Source organism: Tardiphaga sp. P9-11 (assembly GCF_008329525.1).
In the GTDB taxonomy this organism is placed as follows: Bacteria; Pseudomonadota; Alphaproteobacteria; order Rhizobiales; family Xanthobacteraceae; genus Tardiphaga.
In genome coordinates this window covers 1151652-1168120 of record NZ_NPKQ01000002.1, presented here as the reverse complement: position 1 = coordinate 1168120, position 16469 = coordinate 1151652, and the positions used below count along the sequence as shown (strand labels likewise).

Annotated in this window: 14 protein-coding genes and 1 other RNA gene; 13 read left to right on the top strand and 2 right to left on the bottom strand. The window is 62.8% G+C overall.

All coding sequences use genetic code 11. From position 1 onward, the window contains the following. Positions 1–101 precede the first annotated feature (101 nt). The 3 genes from CIW50_RS11810 to CIW50_RS11800 all read left to right on the top strand — a co-directional run bounded on the left by CIW50_RS11810 (position 102) and on the right by CIW50_RS11800 (position 3297). Entirely contained in the window at positions 102–1904 is a 1803-nt protein-coding gene (locus CIW50_RS11810; RefSeq protein WP_149531390.1) for an ABC transporter ATP-binding protein, read from the top strand. A 59-nt stretch (positions 1905–1963) separates the two neighbouring features. Then, positions 1964–2473, top strand: coding sequence for a helix-turn-helix transcriptional regulator (locus CIW50_RS11805; protein ID WP_149531389.1), 510 nt, complete (start codon positions 1964–1966; stop codon positions 2471–2473). 95 nt (positions 2474–2568) lie between these two features. Then, a complete protein-coding gene (locus CIW50_RS11800; RefSeq protein ID WP_149531388.1) occupies positions 2569–3297 on the top strand; it encodes an alpha/beta fold hydrolase in 729 nt (242 codons plus the stop codon). An 80-nt stretch (positions 3298–3377) separates the two neighbouring features. Here the strand turns inward: CIW50_RS11800 and rnpB are convergent. Beyond that, positions 3378–3812, bottom strand: an RNA gene (rnpB, locus tag CIW50_RS11795) — RNase P RNA component class A. 200 nt (positions 3813–4012) lie between these two features. Here rnpB and CIW50_RS11790 point away from each other — a divergent pair. Next, entirely contained in the window at positions 4013–4363 is a 351-nt protein-coding gene (locus CIW50_RS11790; protein WP_149531387.1) for a YciI family protein, read from the top strand. Positions 4364–4367: 4 nt separating this feature from the next. Beyond that, positions 4368–5627, top strand: a complete 1260-nt coding sequence (locus CIW50_RS11785; protein ID WP_149531386.1) for an RNA polymerase sigma factor — start codon at positions 4368–4370, stop codon at positions 5625–5627. On the opposite strand, the gene CIW50_RS11780 is transcribed toward CIW50_RS11785, so the two are convergent. Next, positions 5624–6487 (bottom strand): peptidoglycan recognition protein family protein, encoded by an 864-nt coding sequence (locus tag CIW50_RS11780; RefSeq protein ID WP_149531385.1) that lies wholly within the window; start codon positions 6485–6487, stop codon positions 5624–5626. The two genes, CIW50_RS11785 and CIW50_RS11780, sit on opposite strands and share 4 nt — an antisense overlap. A gap of 526 nt (positions 6488–7013) precedes the next feature. On the opposite strand from CIW50_RS11780, the gene rsmH reads away from it, so the two are divergent. The 8 genes from rsmH (at position 7014) to CIW50_RS11740 (ending at position 16454) form a co-directional block, all read left to right on the top strand. Next, a complete protein-coding gene (gene rsmH, locus CIW50_RS11775) occupies positions 7014–8009 on the top strand; it encodes a 16S rRNA (cytosine(1402)-N(4))-methyltransferase RsmH (RefSeq protein ID WP_149531384.1) in 996 nt (331 codons plus the stop codon). Between the two features lie 2 nt (positions 8010–8011). Next, the gene (gene ftsL, locus CIW50_RS11770; RefSeq protein WP_149531383.1) at positions 8012–8404 is read left to right on the top strand and encodes a cell division protein FtsL; all 393 of its coding nucleotides are present in this window, start codon (positions 8012–8014) and stop codon (positions 8402–8404) included. After that, the gene (locus CIW50_RS11765) at positions 8401–10164 is read left to right on the top strand and encodes a peptidoglycan D,D-transpeptidase FtsI family protein (RefSeq protein ID WP_246664227.1); all 1764 of its coding nucleotides are present in this window, start codon (positions 8401–8403) and stop codon (positions 10162–10164) included. Before ftsL ends, CIW50_RS11765 begins: the two co-directional genes overlap by 4 nt. A 93-nt stretch (positions 10165–10257) precedes the next feature. Next, on the top strand, positions 10258–11715 hold the full coding sequence (locus tag CIW50_RS11760; RefSeq protein WP_149531382.1) for a UDP-N-acetylmuramoyl-L-alanyl-D-glutamate--2,6-diaminopimelate ligase: 1458 nt from the start codon (positions 10258–10260) through the stop codon (positions 11713–11715). Continuing rightward, on the top strand, positions 11712–13148 hold the full coding sequence (locus tag CIW50_RS11755; protein WP_149531381.1) for a UDP-N-acetylmuramoylalanyl-D-glutamyl-2,6-diaminopimelate--D-alanyl-D-alanine ligase: 1437 nt from the start codon (positions 11712–11714) through the stop codon (positions 13146–13148). Before CIW50_RS11760 ends, CIW50_RS11755 begins: the two co-directional genes overlap by 4 nt. A 10-nt stretch (positions 13149–13158) precedes the next feature. After that, positions 13159–14241: a phospho-N-acetylmuramoyl-pentapeptide-transferase gene (gene mraY, locus CIW50_RS11750; RefSeq protein ID WP_068732324.1), complete on the top strand. Its 1083-nt coding sequence runs from the start codon at positions 13159–13161 to the stop codon at positions 14239–14241. 4 nt (positions 14242–14245) lie between these two features. Continuing rightward, positions 14246–15643, top strand: a complete 1398-nt coding sequence (murD, locus tag CIW50_RS11745) for a UDP-N-acetylmuramoyl-L-alanine--D-glutamate ligase (RefSeq protein ID WP_149531380.1) — start codon at positions 14246–14248, stop codon at positions 15641–15643. A gap of 118 nt (positions 15644–15761) precedes the next feature. After that, on the top strand, positions 15762–16454 hold the full coding sequence (locus CIW50_RS11740; RefSeq protein WP_197738361.1) for a nucleoside/nucleotide kinase family protein: 693 nt from the start codon (positions 15762–15764) through the stop codon (positions 16452–16454). Positions 16455–16469: the final 15 nt, after the last annotated feature.

Sequence of the window (16469 nt, the reverse complement as noted above, 5' to 3'; positions counted from 1 at the left end):
ATTTTTCCCGTTTCTTTACATTTAGAACGCTCGCGCTCGGTCTGGCCGTTGCGCGTCAAACCATGGAGCCGGTCTGCGCAGGGGCGCTGCCGGATGAAGTCATGACTCTGAAATCGAAGGACCGCGCCGCCGCCATCCGCGTGGTGATCCCTTTCGTGATCCGGCACTGGTTCCGGCAGCCCGGACGGGCGGCGACGGTTGCTGTCGGTCTGCTCGGCGCAACGGTGGCCGATTTGTTCATGCCGCTGTTCTCCGGGCAACTGGTCGATGCCGTCACCAAAGGCGGAACTGACCCGGCGGCCCGGCAGGCGGCATTCACAGCCTTTGGCGCCATCGTGGCGCTTGGCGCGATGTCGATGTTGCTGCGGCTGCTCGGCATCCACGCCATCGTTCCGTTCACGCTGCGCATCATGTCGGATCTGTCGCGCGAAGCTTTCGCGCGCGTGCAGCGTTTCTCGACGGACTGGCACGCCAACAGCTTCGCGGGCTCCACCGTGCGCAAGGTCACGCGCGGCATGTGGGCGGTCGATCTGCTCAATGACACGCTGTTGATGGCGCTGTTGCCCTCGCTGGTGGTGTTGCTAGGCTCGATGCTGCTGCTCGGCTGGCATTGGCCGGCGCTGGGCGGCGTGATCGCCGTCGGTACGGTGGCCTATATCGCCATGACCGTGTGGTTCTCCACGCGTTACATCGCGCCGGCCGCGCGCGTGTCCAATGCATGGGACACCAAGGTCGGCGGCACGCTGGCGGATGCCCTGACCTGTAATGCCGTGGTGAAATCCTTCGGCGCGGAAAGCCGCGAAGACGAGCGGCTGGGTCAGGTCGTCGGCCGCTGGCGCGTGCGTGTGGCGCGCACATGGTTTCGCTACAACACCACCAGCACGGTGCAGCTCGCGGTGTTGTTGTGCGTGCGCACGGCCGTGATCGGCGGCGCGCTATGGCTGTGGCTGAACGGGCAGGCCACGGCCGGTGATGTTACCTATGTGTTGACGAGCTATGTCGTCATTCACGGCTATCTGCGCGATGTCGGCATGCACATTAACAACCTGCAGCGTTCGGTGAACGACATGGAGGAGCTTGTCGCGATTCACGATGTTGCGCTCGGCATCGCCGATGCACCGGATGCGCAGCCGATTGCGATCACCGGTGGGCGCATCCTGTTCGACGACGTGACGTTCCACTATGGCGGTCATGCCACGCCGCTTTATGACGGGCTGTCGGTGGATATCCGTGCCGGCGAACGCGTCGGTCTGGTCGGACGTTCGGGTTCGGGCAAGACGACCTTCGTGAAGCTGATCCAGCGGCTCTACGATGTGTCGGGCGGCCAGATCATGATCGACGGCCAGAACATCGCCGAGGTCACGCAGGAGTCGCTGCGTAGCCGGATTGCGATCGTGCAGCAGGATCCGATCCTGTTTCACCGTTCGCTGGCCGACAACATCGCCTATGGCCGGCCCGGCGCCAGCATGGCGGCGATTGAGCAGGCGGCGCGGCTGGCGAATGCGCATGACTTCATCACCCGGCTGCCGAAAGGTTACGGCACGCTGGTCGGCGAGCGCGGTGTCAAACTGTCAGGCGGCGAGCGGCAGCGTGTCGCGCTGGCGCGCGCATTCCTGGCGGATGCGCCGGTGCTGATTTTGGACGAGGCGACATCGAGCCTCGATTCAGAGTCGGAGGCGCTGATCCAGGAGGCGATGGAGCGGCTGATGAAAGGCCGCACCTCGATCGTCATCGCGCATCGCCTGTCGACGGTGCGTAGCCTCGATCGCATTCTGGTGTTCGATCACGGGCACATCGCGGAAGAGGGCACCCATGCCACGCTCACAGCGCGACCGGGTGGCATCTATCGCGGCCTGTTCGAACGGCAGGTGCTGGATCTCGATCGGACCAGTGCGGCGGGCTGATATCAGGAAGGAACGGGGGCCGCCGTTGGCCCTCGTTCGCATTTCGGCGCATGTCGTGAATGCGTTCGTCCCCCGTGGGCGAGCCGATCGTGGCGACACCCGCACGCTTCGTCCGGCAATGGTCACCGGAACTGGCCGTTCGCAGGCCGCTGCCGGCGTCTCTCCTCGTCGATCAATTGGGAGCCCTGCTGGCTCTGACACTGGAAGGCGACGTGACGCTGTCGCCGACGGAGACGTCCGGCACGCCCGCGCTGATTGATCGGATTCGGCGCGCTCTGCACGAACGCTACGCGGAGCCCGGGCTCACTGCAGCGTCGATTGCCGCGCAACTGCAAATCTCGGAGCGCACGCTGCATCGCGGTCTCGCTGGCGCATCCGTGACCTTTAGCAGGCTGCTCGCCGACTGCCGCATGTCGATGGCCCGCAAGATGCTGGCCGAACCGCGCTTCGATCGTGTGAGTATCGGTGGCATCGGCCAGAAGGTCGGTCTGACAGATCCATCACATTTTATCCGCCAGTGCCGCAAATATCTGGGTGTGACACCCGGCGAGTTCAGGCGCCGACGATAGGCTGTGACGCAAATCGTCGATTGGGCTGGCGCAATCCGGCCATCTGCCGGGCATGTCAGTGATTATGAATATCCGGGAAACATCGGGAGGATTGCATGGCAGATCTATACGTCCTGGTTCACGGTGCCTGGCACACGGGAAAGGAGATGGACGCGGTCGCCGGTCATCTGCGTGCGAGCGGGCATATCGTTCATTGCCCGACGGTCGCTGGCAACAACGCGAATGACGACCGCAGCAGTGTTGGATTGACGCAAGCCATCGCTTCGATCGCGGATTATATCGAGAAGGAAGATCTGTGGGACATACGCCTTGTCGGACACAGCTATGGCGGCATGGTGATTTCGGGCGTCGCGGACCGCATGGCAGAACGCATCAAACGGCTGGTCTATGTCAACGCCTTCGTTCCGCTGGACGGACAATCGCTCAACGATATGGTGCCGCCGCATTACCTTGGCCTGTTCGATTCCATCGCCGCCGCCAATAACAACGCGGTAATGCTGCCGTTCGAAATCTGGCGCGAGGCCTTCATCAACGATGCCGATTTCGGGCTGGCGAAGTCAGCCTATGAGCAACTCAATCCGCATCCGTACAAGACATTCACCGACACGATTGCGCTGAGCAGGCCGCTTGCCGAACTTGCGGTCGGGAAATCCTACGTGAATTGTCAGCAGGACATTGCGCTGCCACACAGCCTGCCATGGCATCCGCGACTCTCCGAACGTCTTGGTCTGTTTCGGCTGGTCGAATGTCCGGGCAGCCATGAAATGTTCTTCAGCAATCCTGCACGCCTCGCAGAGGCGATCATTCAGGCAGGACGGGACTAAAGCAGATTTCGGTGCGGTCATCGGCGCCAGAACTGGCGAGGGGCCCGGCGTGTTGCGCCGGGCCCCTCGTTGTTCAGAAAGTTATCAGCCGGCCTGTAAGCCGGGTTCTGTAGGGCATCGCCGATTTGCACCGGCGATACGTGACGGCCATTCCTCTGGGACCATAGTTGCCTATGGCCTCAAGCAACCTACCCGGACAGCGAGCAAGACATTGCCCTGCAGTGTTATCGCTCAAGGTGAGCGAACTGACTGCTTTGCCGTCCCTATTCGGTTTTGCTCCCGGTGTGGTTTGCCATGCCGTTTCCGTTGCCGGATACGCGGTGCGCTCTTACCGCACCTTTTCACCCTTACCGCACCATCTCCTTGCGGAGGGAGGCGAGGCGGTTCGTTCTCTGTGGCACTTTCCCTGGGGTCGCCCCCGCCGGACGTTATCCGGCACCGTATGTCGATGGAGCCCGGACTTTCCTCTCCCGCAGCCTTTCGACCATAGCGGGAGCGGCCGTCCAGCCGACTGACGGCACAGGCATGGAGGCTCAGGGCCGTGGCGTCAAGCCAGGAACGCGCGCAGTCTTTGCCAAAATAAATTATCCTGAAGATGTCGTTCTGCTGCCGGCCCGTTCGACTGACGGCATGATCCCGGAAAGTGGAAACCAGTTTTCGGACCCGATCATGCCCATGTCACGGCGAACGGCGCCGCTCAAGAGGAGACTACGCAATGCAGTATCTGCTGATGATCTACCAGAACGAAGCCGAGTACGCGAAAATGGACGCCGCCACAGGCAAGAAGATGCTTGAGGAATATGGCGCGTTCACCCAGTCCATCGTCCAGAGCGGCAATTTCAAGGCCGGTGACCGGCTGCAACCGACGACCACAGCGACCACGGTGCAGGTGCGCGATGGCAAGAGGCTCACCACCGATGGTCCGTTCGCCGAGACGCGCGAACAGCTCGCTGGTTACTATCTGGTCGACGCGAAGGATCTCGATGCCGCACTGGCGATTGCGGCGCGGATTCCCAGCGCGCGGATCGGTTCAATCGAGGTGCGGCCGATCTGGGTCTATAACTAACACTATGACGCTGGCCGAGATCGACAGGATCTTTCGCAACGAGGCGGGTCGCGCGCTGGCGACGCTGATCCGCCTCGTCGGCGATTTCGATTTGGCTGAAGATGCGCTGCAGGATGCCTTCGCGGTTGCGCTTGAAAAATGGCCAACCGCCGAGCCGCCGGCAAATCCGCGTGCGTGGCTTGTCAATGTCGGTCGCAACAAGGCGATCGACCGTGTCAGGCGTCGGGTCTCGTTTCGCAGCAAGCAGGAACAGGTGACGCACGAGCTGTTGCTGAATGCGTGCGCGAATGACGATCGCTGTGATGCCGCCGTTCTCGACGACGACATGCTGAGGCTGATTTTCATTTGTTGCCATCCGGCCTTCGCCGAGGAGGTGCAGGTGGCGTTGACGCTGCGAACCGTCTGTGGATTGAGCACCGCTCAGGTGGCACGGGCGTTTCTGATCAGCGAAGACGCCATGGCGCAACGGTTGGTCCGAGCCAAACAGAAGATCCGCATCGCCGGAATTCCTTATGAAGTGCCTGTGCTGGATGCACTCGAACAGCGCCTGCGCGGCGTGTTGGCCGTGATCTATCTGGTTTTTACCGAAGGCTACGCTGCCACGTCAGGCGACGATCTGATGCGGCCGGACCGGGCGCGGGAAGCAATCCGGCTAGCTCGTTTGCTCGATGTATTGCTGCCGCAGCGACGCGAGATCAAAGGCCTGCTGGCGCTGATGCTGCTGCACGACGCGCGCCGCTCCGGTCGTGCGACGACGGATGGCGATATCGTGCTGCTGGAAGCGCAGGATCGGTCGCTGTGGGATCACCAACAGATTGCCGAGGGATTGCGGCTGGTCGAGGACGCGTTGCACGCTCCCGGCCGCCCCGATGACTATGTGGTGCAGGCCGCGATCGCGGCGCTGCATGCGCAGGCGCCAAGCTATCAAGCCACCGACTGGCCGCAGATCGCCGGGCTCTACGAAGTTCTGCTGCGGATCCGGCCGTCGCCGGTGATCGAACTCAACCATGCCGCGGCGGTGGCGATGGTCGATGGTCCGCTGCGTGCCTTGAACCTGATCGACGCACTGCAGGCGCGGGGCGGACTCGACGGCTACGATCTGCTGCCGGCGGTGCGTGCCGATTTGCTGCGTCGCCTCGGTCGGCGCGATGCCGCCCGCGATGCATATCATCAGGCCAGCGCGGCCACGCAGCTGGCGCCGCTGCGCCGGCTTTACGCCCGCCGAATGGCGGAACTCGATCGCAAGGAGCCGCCGGAAGATTAGCGCGCGGCGGTTATCGCTGCTTCGCCGGGCAAGCTAGAGAGTAGGGCCTGCAGCGTTGTCAGCGTCGAATGATCGACGAGGCCGTCGACGCGTTCCGGGCGGAAATGGCGCTGGAAGGCGGTGACCACTTCCATGGTTGCGGCATTGTACTCGCCATTGGTCTCGATGCCGTAGCCATAGCGCGCCAATGCATGTTGCAGCGCCAATACGTCGTCGCCTGCAGCGCCGAGTTTCATGGTTTCGCCGCGCACGATCGGCGCGGGCAATACCCAGTGGCCGACGCCGGAATTGGCCAGCGAATGCCACGGGAATTTCTCGCCGGGATCCTTTTTGCGCGAGGGCGAAACGTCGGAATGGCCCAGCACGCGATGCGACTGCAAATCATGACGCAGCATGATGCCGCGGCACAAAGCGGTCACCGCGGCAATCTGCCGGCTTGGGAAATCCGGATAGCCCCAGTCATGGCCGCGATTGATGATCTCGATGCCGATGGAGCAGGAATTGATGTCCTCTTCGCCGGCCCAGAAACCGGCGCCCGCATGCCATGCACGCTTGGCTTCCGGCACGGTCTGCACGATACGGCCGTCTTCCAGCACGATGTAATGCGCGGAGACGTCAGTGCCCGCGCTGCAGAGGCGCGTGATCGCGCCTTCGGCGTCGGGCATGCCAGTGTAGTGCAACACGATCATATCGGGCGTGAGGCCCTTGTTGCGCTCGCCAAAATTCGGCGACGGGATCACATCGGAGACAACAGAGGAATCCGGGGTGAAGGTCGGCATGTCCGCGGCGCCCTTGGGGATCGGGAGGGCGCGTTGACGCTTGGAGTCGGATCCAGCGGGTGCGGACGAAGGTGATGCCATCAGAAAACTCAGATCAGTCACGAGAACAGCAGCACAGAGGGGGTGCGCCGCGGAGGCCTACTATCCTCGACCGGCGCCTTGCTATGCAACGACCGCATGACAGTTTTGCCCCATTTTTATCCGCCGTGGGTCCAGAGGATCACCACTACGATGAAACCGGCACTTGCAATTGATCGACTGCTCTCCAACCCATCAACGCTTTCTTAACGCTAAGTGCCGTTACTGAGTGGTCAAGAGCCAACCTGAAAAGGGCGGCCAAAGTTCCATTTTGACGCTCAAATCCCGGCGTTCAGTTCCCATGGCAATCCCGACAAATCCATGCGGACGTCCGGCCTTTCCCGCGCCAAACGCGGGTGGCGCGTCGAATGGAACCCGCAATCGCGCGGCGACCGGGCTTTTCAGGAGGAAAAGCCAGGCGGCGCGCCGACAGTTGAGGCGACATGGGCCTGTTCGTGTCCAGTTTGATTTTGCGCCTCGATGCGAAGGAACGGAACGCGCTGTCTGCGTGCTTCCGGCAGGCGCGCGCATGAGCACGCCCGATACAAGACATATCTCCGTTCTCGGTGTTGAAGCCGTCGATATGCTGAGCCCGCGCACCGGTGGTATTTATGTCGATGCCACATTCGGCGCCGGCGGCTATTCCCGCGCCATTCTTGCCACCGAGGGAACCCGTGTCATCGCCATCGATCGCGACCGGACCGCCATCGCCGGCGGATTTGATCTGGTCGACAAATCTGACGGCCGTCTCACGCTGGTCGAGGATCGCTTCTCCAATCTCGCCGATGTCTGCGTCGCGCTGGGCGAGTCACTGGTCGATGGCGTCGTGATGGATGTCGGCGTGTCATCAATGCAGATCGATCAGGCCGAACGCGGTTTCTCATTCCGTTTCGACGGCCCGCTCGACATGCGCATGAGCCAGCACGGGCCGACCGCGGCCGATGTGGTGGCGAAAGCCTCCGAGGCCGATCTCGCCAATATCATCTATATCTTCGGCGAGGAGCGGCATTCCCGCTCCGTCGCGCGCGCGATCATTGCAGCGCGCAAGGAAGGGCCGATCGAGACGACGAAACAGCTCGTCGACATCGTACAGAAAGTTGTGTGGGCCAAGCCGGGCGAAATCCACCCGGCGACGCGTACGTTTCAGGCGCTGCGCATCTTCGTCAACGAAGAACTCGATGAACTCCATACCGCGCTCGCCGCTGCCGAGCGTGTGCTGAAGCCGGGCGGCCGGCTGTCGGTGGTCTCGTTCCACTCGCTGGAAGACCGCATCGTCAAGAATTTCATGGTCGAGCGCAGCAAGACCGGCGGCGGTTCGCGGCATCTGCCGGAGGTCGCGCAGTCGAAGCCGCGCTTTTCGCTCGTCAACAAGCGCCCGATCATTGCGGGCGATGAAGAACTCAAGGCCAATCCGCGCGCGCGCTCTGCGAAGCTGCGCGGCGCCGAGCGCACCGATGCGCCGGCACAGGATGCTGGCCCGTTGCCGGGCTGGCCGACGCTCGCCTCCGTGATGAGAGGAGGCTGATCATGCGGATCATCCATCTCCTTGTGATCGCCGTGCTCGTCTTCGCCGCGGCCTATGTCTACCGTATCAAGATGGAATCCACCGTGCGCACCGAGAAGGTGCTGCGCCTGCACGCCGATATTCGCGAACAGCGCGATGCCATCGCCGGTCTCCGTGCCGAATGGGCCAAGCTGGATGCGCCGATGCGGCTGCAGGGACTGGCCGAACGTCATCTGAAGCTGCAGCCGATGACGGCGCAGCAATTCGACACGTTGAAGAACCTGCCGGATCGGCCGCCGAATTTCGCCAAGCCGGGCGAGCCCGATCCGATTGGCGCGATGCTCAACATCATCGATCCGGATGTTGTGACCGGTTCGGTGCCCGCATCAGAGAATCGGCCGGAGGATCCGCAGTGACAGATCAGCCGCTCGACCCGAATAAACCCATCGAACGGCCGCCGGAGCCCTGGCGCCAGCGTCTGATCCGCAGCCTGCTTTACGGGCGTAACGTCGATCGCGCAGCGAAGGCACGTGCGCGCGTCGGTCTCGCCATGATCGCCTTCGGCGGTGTCTACGGCATCATCGCCGTGCGTCTCATCATGTTTGCCGTTAACGGTGACACCCATGCCGAGCGCCGCGCCACGCGTGACGCCATCGCGACCGCGCGCCCGGATATCGTCGATCGCAACGGCGCGATTCTTGCGACCGACGTAAAGTCTCCGTCATTGTTCTCGGAGCCCCGCCGCATCATCGACAAGGACGAAGCGGTCGAACTGCTCACCGGCGCATTGCCCGATCTCGACAGCGCCGAAGTGCGCGAGCGGATCATGAGCAGGAAGGGTTTTGCGTGGCTGAAGCGCGAGATCACGCCGCAGCAGCAGCGCGACATTCATCGGCTGGGCATTCCCGGCATCGGCTTCCTGCGCGAGAACAAGCGCGTATATCCGAGCGGGGCGGCGGTGTCGCATCTGATCGGCCTGACCAATATCGACAATCAGGGCATTGCCGGCATCGAGAAGTGGCTCGACACCAATGGCCTTGCGGATCTGCATCGCGCAGGCTTCGCGTCTGATCGCCTGCAGAAGCCGGTCGAGCTCGCGGTCGACCTGCGTGTCGAACACGCGCTACGTGACGAACTGCTCAAGGCCAAGGCGAAATACAGCGCGAAGGCGGCATCGGGTCTGGTGTCAAACGTGAAGACCGGTGAGATCGTCGCCATGGTTTCGCTGCCCGACTTCGATCCGAATAATCCGAAGGAAGCGCACGATCCCGACCGCATCAACCGCCTGACCACGGGCGTGTATGAAATGGGTTCGACCTTCAAGACCCTGACACTGGCGATGGCGCTGGACTCGGGCAAGGTCAATCTCAACACGATGTTTGATGCGCGCTATCCGCTGAGCTACGGCAAGTTCAAGATCCACGACACCCATCCGGTGCCGCGTCCGATCTCACTGGCCGAAGTGTTTACATTCTCGTCCAATGTCGGCGCCGCGAAGATTGCGCTGGGGCAGGGCGTCGAGGCCCACAAGGCCTTCCTGAAGAAGGTCGGCCAGCTCGATCGCCTGCGCACCGAATTGCCGGAAAGCGCGATGCCGATCGTGCCGAAGCGCTGGGGCGAACTCAACACCATCACCATCGCCTTCGGTCATGGTATCGCCGTTGCGCCGCTGCAGGCCGTGATGGGCATCAATGCGATGGTCAACGGCGGGCTGCTCATTCCCCCGACGTTCCTGAAACGCACGCCGGAAGAAGTAGCCGAACTCGCCAAGCGCGTCGTCAAGAAAGAGACCAGCGACAAGGTGCGCTACATGATGCGGCTGAATGCCGAAGTCGGCTCGGCCCGGCAGGCGGAAGCCAAGGCCAAGGGTTACTATCTCGGCGGCAAGACCGGCACAGCCGAGAAGGTCGTGAATGGCCGCTATTCCAAGAAGCAGGTGCTGAATTCCTTCACCGCCGTGCTGCCGATGGACAACCCGCAATTCCAGATTCTGGTGATGCTGGACGAGCCGAAGGCGCTGCCGGAAACCCACGGTTTCATCACCTCGGGCTGGAATGCTGTGCCGACGGGCGGCAACGTGATCGCCCGTATCGCACCGCTTTTGGGGCTTGAACCGCGCTTCGATCTGGCGCCGTCCGACCGCCTTATTCTTGCGACATCCAAGGTGACTCAGTAACGCCGCATCTGCGCTTTACAGCCGGTGCAAAATGCGGTTTGCGTGGCGTTGCGGAACCCGATGTATCACTCGATCTGGCCTGCCCGGAGCAGCATGAAACTACGCGATTTGTTCAGTCCTGATACCGTGATGGAGGAGCCCGCAAGGGACGTTGCCGTCACAGGACTTGCTGTGGACAGCCGCGCAGTGAAACCGGGTGATCTGTTCTTTGCACTCGCCGGTGCGAAGACCGACGGTGCGCGCTTTATCACGCAGGCGCTTGCTTCGGGCGCCGTCGCTATCGCAGGCGACCAGAATCCCGGTGGGCTGTCCGTCCCCTTCGTGCGCACGCCCAATCCGCGCCTTGCGCTAGCTCTTGCGGCGTCGAAATTCTATCCGCGCCAGCCCTCGGTCATTGCCGCCGTCACGGGGACATCAGGCAAGACGTCGGTTGCATCCTTTACGCGCGAAATCTGGGGCCGTCTCGGATATGCCTCCGCTAGCATTGGCACCATCGGTCTCGTCTCGCCGAAACGCACCGTCTATGGTTCGCTCACGACGCCCGATCCAATCTCGCTGCACCAGCAGATCGACGAGATTACGGGCGAAGGCGTGACACATCTCGCACTCGAAGCATCGTCCCACGGGCTTGATCAGTTCAGGCTGGATGGCGTGAGGGTCAGCGCAGCCGGTTTCACCAATCTGTCACGCGATCACATGGACTACCATCCGGACGTCGCGCACTATCTCGGCGCCAAGCTGCGGTTGTTCCTCAATCTGGTCGTTGACGGTGGTGTCGCCGTGATCGCGGCCGATCATGAGCATTCGCCGCAAGTGATCCATGCCGCGCAGTCGCGCCACTTGCGCCTGATGAAAGTCGGTCGCAAGGGCGACAGCGCAGGCGAGGGCATTCGCCTTGTCGATGCCACAGTCGAAGGCTTCGCGCAGAAACTCACACTTGAGCATCGCAGCAAGACCTATGCAATCAAGCTGCCGCTGGTCGGCGAATTCCAGATCGAGAACGCGCTGGTCGCGGCAGGTCTCGTGATCGGTACGGGCGGCGATGTCGATCAGACCTTCGTCGCGCTCGAACATCTCGAAGGTGCCAAGGGTCGTCTCGAGCGGGTCGGTGCACACAACGGCGCGCCGGTCTTCGTCGATTACGCCCATAAGCCCGATGCGCTCGCGAAAGCACTGCAGGCGCTACGCCCTTATGCGAAGCGCAAGCTCGTCGTGGTATTCGGCGCCGGCGGCGACCGCGATGCCGGCAAGCGGCCGCTGATGGGCGAGATCGCCAGCGAGAATGCCGACAGTGTGATTGTTACCGACGACAATCCGCGCAGCGAGAATCCTGCCACCATCCGCGCGGCGATTATGGCTGCAGCGAAAGGCGCTGTCGAAATCGGCGACCGCGCCGAAGCCATTCGCGTGGCCGTCGAAGCCCTGCAGCCAGGCGATGCGCTGCTGATCGCGGGCAAGGGCCATGAGACCGGACAGATCATCGGTACCCGCACGCTGCCGTTCAGCGATCACGAGGCCGCAGCAGCGGCGCTTGCCAAGAGGACTGCATGAGCGAGTTTCTTTGGACATCGGCCGCGATGGTCGAAGCGATGCACGCCACGACCCAGGGCGCGCTGCCGGCGGGTATCACGGGCATCTCCATCGATACCCGCACCATCAAATCCGGCGAGGCCTATTTCGCGATCAAGGGCGACGTGCATGACGGCCACGCCTTCGTCGAAGCTGCGCTGAAAGCTGGCGCGGGATTGGCCGTCGTCGAAGCCACGCAACGCGACAAGTTTCCCGCCGATGCGCGCCTGCTGGTGGTTGACGATGTGCTCGCAGCGCTCGTCGAACTCGGCATCGCCTCGCGGGTACGTCTGAAGGCGCCGATTATCGCCATCACCGGTTCGGTCGGCAAGACCTCGACTAAGGAAGCGCTACGCCGCGTGCTGGAAGCGCAGGGCAAGACCCATGCTTCGGTGGCGTCGTTCAACAATCACTGGGGTGTGCCGCTGACGCTGGCGCGCTGCCCGGCCGATGTACGCTTTGCGATCTTCGAGATCGGCATGAATCATGCCGGTGAAATCGAGACGCTGGTGAGGATGGTGCGGCCGCATTTCGCCGTCATCACCACCGTCGAGCCGGTGCATCTGGAATTCTTCGCCGGCGTGGAAGCCATTGCCGATGCCAAGGCCGAAATCTTTTCCGGGCTCGAACCCGATGGCGTGGCGATTCTCAACCGCGACAATTCGCAATTCGCGCGTTTGCAGAAGAGTGCGAAGAAGGCCGGTGTCTCGCGCATCGTCTCGTTCGGTGCCGACAAGAAGGCCGAGGCACGGCTGCTCGATGTCTCATTGCATCCGACCTGTTCGGCCGTGCATGCCAACATTCTCGGCCATGATGTGACCTACAAGCTGGGCATGCCCGGCCGCCATATGGCGATGAATTCCCTCGCAGTGCTGGCCGCCGCCGAACTGATGGGCGCCGATCTTGTCCATGCCGCGCTGACGTTGTCGCAGGTCGTGCCCGCCGCGGGCCGCGGCGTCCGCCATGTGCTCGAAGTGTCAGGCGGCGAGGCGACGCTGATCGACGAGAGCTACAATGCCAATCCGGCCTCGATGGCGGCAGCCATTAACGTGCTGGGCGCTGCGGCAGTCGGGCCAAAGGGGCGCCGCATCGCGGTGCTGGGCGACATGCTCGAACTCGGCCCCGATGGCGCGAAACTTCATGCCGGGCTACTGGATGCGGTGCAGTCCAACGGCATCGATCTGGTATTTTGCTGTGGTCCCCTGATGCGCAACCTTTGGGATGCTCTTTCCACGGGCAAGCGGGGCGGCTATGCCGGAGATGCGGCGGCGCTCGAATCGCAGGTGCTGGCCGCGATCCGCGCCGGCGACGCCATCATGGTCAAGGGCTCGCTCGGCTCGAAGATGAAACCGATTGTCTCCGCGCTCGAAAAGCGCTTTCCCGGCAACGCCGCGCTCGACGACGCCGCGGTATAGGGCGGACTGAATGTTCTACTGGCTGATCGACTTCGCGGGCACCGTGCCGGTGTTCAACGTGTTCCGCTACATCACCTTCCGCACCGGCGGCGCGGTGGTGACCGGCGCACTGTTTGTGTTCCTGTTCGGACCGTGGATCATCGACAATCTGCGCCTGCGCCAGGGCAAGGGCCAGCCGATCCGCACCGACGGCCCGCAGTCGCATCTGGTCAAGGTGGGCACGCCGACCATGGGCGGGCTGATGATCCTGTCCGGCCTCGTGGTCTCCACGCTGCTTTGGGCCAATCCGCGCAATCCCTATGTCTGGATCGTGCTGGCCGTCACCCTTGGCTTCGGCTTCGTCGGCTTTTATGACGACTATCTGAAAGTGACCAAGCAGAGCCACAAGGGCTTTGCCGGCCGCACACGCCTGTTGATCGAGTTCATCATTGCGGGCGCTGCCTGTTTCGCCTTTGTGAAGCTCGGCCGCGATCCGCTGTCCTCTTCGCTGGTGATCCCGTTCCTCAAGGACGTGATCGTGAACTTCGGCTGGTTCTTCGTGCTGTTCGGCGCCTTCATCGTCGTCGGTGCTGGCAATGCCGTGAACCTCACCGATGGTCTCGACGGGCTCGCCATCGTGCCTGTCATGATCGCATCGGCCTCGTTCGGCATGATCGCCTATCTCGCCGGCAACGCGGTGTTCTCTGATTACCTGCAGATCAACTATGTCGCGGGCACCGGCGAACTCGCTGTGCTCTGCGGCGCGGTGCTCGGGGCAGGGCTTGGCTTCCTCTGGTTCAACGCGCCGCCGGCCTCGATCTTCATGGGCGACACCGGCTCGCTGGCGCTGGGCGGCATGCTCGGCTCGATCGCGGTGGCCGTGAAGCACGAGATCGTGCTCGCCGTCATCGGTGGTCTGTTCGTGCTGGAGGCGGTCTCGGTCATCGTGCAGGTCACCTCGTTCAAACTTACCGGCAAGCGCGTGTTCCGGATGGCGCCGATCCATCATCACTTCGAGCAGAAGGGCTGGACCGAGCCTCAGATCGTCATTCGCTTCTGGATCATCTCGGTGATGCTGGCGCTGGTCGGCCTCTCCACGCTGAAGCTGCGGTGAGCGCGTGATCCCCGTTACCTCATTCGCGGGAAAGACCGTCGCCGTGTTCGGCCTCGGCGGCTCCGGCCTCGTATCCTGCTACGCGCTGCAGGCGGGCGGCGCCGAAGTCATCGCCTGCGACGACAGCATCGACAGGATGGTTCAGGCCACGCAGGCCGGTTTCATCACCGCCGATCTGCGCACGGTGGCATGGGGCGCCTTTGCCGCACTGATCCTGACGCCCGGCGTGCCGCTGACCCATCCGGCGCCGCACTGGACGGTGGTCGCCGCGCAGGCAGCCGGTGTCGAGGTGATTGGTGACATCGAACTGTTCTGCCGCGAGCGCAAGTTGCATGCGCCCGATGCGCCCTTCGTCGCCATCACCGGCACCAACGGCAAATCGACGACGACGGCGCTGGTCGCGCATCTGATGCGCGAGGCCGGTTTCGACACGCAGATGGGCGGCAATATCGGCACCGCGATCTTGTCGCTCGAACCGCCGCGCGCAGGCCGCGTGCATGTGATCGAGATGTCATCCTACCAGATCGACCTCACGCCCTCGCTCGATCCTTCAGTCGGCATCCTGCTCAACGTCACGCCCGATCACATCGATCGTCACGGCACGCTGGCGCATTACGCCGCGGTGAAGGAACGCCTCGTCGCTGGCGTGCAGACGGGCGGCACGGCGATCATCGGCGTCGATGACGACTGGTGCAGCAAGGCGGCCGATCGCATCGAGCAATCCGGCAAGCGCGTGGTCCGCGTCTCGGTCGAACATCCGCTGGCCGATGGCCTCACCATCCGTGGCAGCACCATAGTGCGCAATGCCGGCGGCGCGCAGAACGATGTCGTCGATATCGCCGGTATCGGCTCGCTGCGCGGCCTGCACAATGCGCAGAACGCCGCCTGCGCGTCCGCCGCAGCACTGGCGCTCGGCGTTAGTCCGCCCGTGCTGCAAAAAGGTCTGCGCAGCTTTCCCGGTCTTGCGCATCGCATGGAGCAGGTCGGCCGTCAGGGTAGCACGCTGTTCGTCAATGACTCCAAGGGCACCAATGCGGACGCTGCGGCGAAGGCGCTGTCGTCCTTCAACGACATCTTTTGGATCGCGGGCGGCAAGGCGAAAGAGGGCGGCATCACGTCGCTGGCCGAATTCTTCCCGCGCATCCGCGGCGCCTATCTGATCGGCGAAGCCGCCAATGATTTTGCGCAGACACTGGACGGCAAGGTGCCGTACGAGATCAGCGTCAGTCTCGATGTCGCCGTGGCCAATGCCGCGCGCGATGCCGCCGAAGCCGGGCTGACAGAGCCTGTGGTGCTGCTGTCACCGGCCTGCGCCTCGTTCGACCAGTTCCGCAATTTCGAAATCCGCGGGGATCGGTTCCGGGAGCTTGTGTTGGCGCTGGATGGTGTGAAGGCGGTTTAAGGCGTGATCTTCACGATCCAGTATCAGCCGACGTGTTCTGGCTCAGTCGAGGGAATATCACGCGGCTGTTAGGGGCCAACAGTCGAGGTCATTTGATCGCACCGGGCAGGGGGTGTTGATGATTGAGCCGTCGGATGATCGCAAGGACACGTCGCCGCTGATCGCAGAGATCGCCGAATTTATTCGGCATCATGCGACGGGCTCGATCCTCCGCGTCGGCATCGATGGCGTGGACGGTGTAGGAAAGACGGTGTTCGCGGACACGCTCGCGCGTGTAATCGGCACGCTCGGACGGTCCGTTATCCGCGCCTCCGTGGACAGCTTTCACAACACGCGCGAGATCAGATACCGGCAGGGGAAAACCTCTCCGCGTGGCTTTTACGCTGAATCCTACAATTATGTTGAGTTGCGGAAAGTGCTGCTCGATCCTCTGGGACCCGGCGGCTCGCGCGTCTATTGCCCTGCCATCTTCGACCACAGCGTGAATGCCCCGGTCGTCGCTTGCTGGTCGATTGCCGATCCCGATGCTGTCCTCGTCTTCGACGGCATTTTTCTGCACCGCCCGGAACTCAGGGACGTCTGGGACCTGTCGATTTTTCTGGATGCGCCATTCGCCATCACCATCCCGCGCGGCGCCGGTCGCGGCCCCGGATACGGATCGGCTGATCTGGATGCCGCGTCCAACCGGCGCTATATCGAAGGCCAGCGCCTGTATCTGCAAGAGAACGACCCGCAAAGCCGTGCAAATCTCGTCATCGACTATTCTGATTTCACGCGCCCTGTCGTCACAGCTCGCCGCTGGCCACCTTGAATAGCGCCATATTTT

Excerpts from the sequence above, each read along its gene's own strand:
- CIW50_RS11810 (WP_149531390.1), top strand. The coding sequence starts at position 102 with ATGACTCTGAAATCGAAGGACCGCGCCGCCGCCATCCGCGTGGTGATC.
- CIW50_RS11805 (WP_149531389.1), top strand. The coding sequence starts at position 1,964 with ATGCGTTCGTCCCCCGTGGGCGAGCCGATCGTGGCGACACCCGCACGC.
- CIW50_RS11800 (WP_149531388.1), top strand. The coding sequence starts at position 2,569 with ATGGCAGATCTATACGTCCTGGTTCACGGTGCCTGGCACACGGGAAAG.
- CIW50_RS11790 (WP_149531387.1), top strand. The coding sequence starts at position 4,013 with ATGCAGTATCTGCTGATGATCTACCAGAACGAAGCCGAGTACGCGAAA.
- CIW50_RS11785 (WP_149531386.1), top strand. The coding sequence starts at position 4,368 with ATGACGCTGGCCGAGATCGACAGGATCTTTCGCAACGAGGCGGGTCGC.
- CIW50_RS11780 (WP_149531385.1), bottom strand. The coding sequence starts at position 6,487 with ATGGCATCACCTTCGTCCGCACCCGCTGGATCCGACTCCAAGCGTCAA.
- rsmH (WP_149531384.1), top strand. The coding sequence starts at position 7,014 with ATGAGCACGCCCGATACAAGACATATCTCCGTTCTCGGTGTTGAAGCC.
- ftsL (WP_149531383.1), top strand. The coding sequence starts at position 8,012 with ATGCGGATCATCCATCTCCTTGTGATCGCCGTGCTCGTCTTCGCCGCG.
- CIW50_RS11760 (WP_149531382.1), top strand. The coding sequence starts at position 10,258 with ATGAAACTACGCGATTTGTTCAGTCCTGATACCGTGATGGAGGAGCCC.
- CIW50_RS11755 (WP_149531381.1), top strand. The coding sequence starts at position 11,712 with ATGAGCGAGTTTCTTTGGACATCGGCCGCGATGGTCGAAGCGATGCAC.
- mraY (WP_068732324.1), top strand. The coding sequence starts at position 13,159 with ATGTTCTACTGGCTGATCGACTTCGCGGGCACCGTGCCGGTGTTCAAC.
- CIW50_RS11740 (WP_197738361.1), top strand. The coding sequence starts at position 15,762 with ATGATTGAGCCGTCGGATGATCGCAAGGACACGTCGCCGCTGATCGCA.